Source organism: Lactobacillus sp. UMNPBX16 (assembly GCF_002553775.1).
In the GTDB taxonomy this organism is placed as follows: domain Bacteria; phylum Bacillota; class Bacilli; order Lactobacillales; family Lactobacillaceae; genus Lactobacillus; species Lactobacillus crispatus.
In genome coordinates this window covers 1-281 of sequence record NZ_PCYU01000088.1, presented here as the reverse complement: position 1 = coordinate 281, position 281 = coordinate 1, and the positions used below count along the sequence as shown (strand labels likewise).

General features: G+C 39.9%; 1 pseudogene. It reads left to right on the top strand.

Annotation, left to right across the window (positions count from 1 at the left end):
* Positions 1-271 (top strand): annotated as a pseudogene (locus CP367_RS10475) (IS982 family transposase); the annotation flags it as partial.
* Positions 272-281 lie beyond the last annotated feature (10 nt).

Here is a 281-nt window from a genome sequence, read left to right as displayed (position 1 = left end):
CAGCCTGTTCGCAATTATCGTGTCAAGATCTTTCGGGGCGTAGCTGATATTGGTTATAAAGCAACCAAGAAAGTCTATTATTATGGCTTCAAGGTCCACGCAATAGTAAGCGATGATGGCAATTAGAAGAAGCATTGAAAGCGACTTTTCTTTGCTTAGTTATTACAACGCTGAGAATAATCGAGCAAGAAGTCCAGTAGGCTTTCAACAGCGGCTAGAAATAGCTATTTTAGCTTATAATATGGCATATTGTCTAGAACGATTTAACTAGCACCACGCGT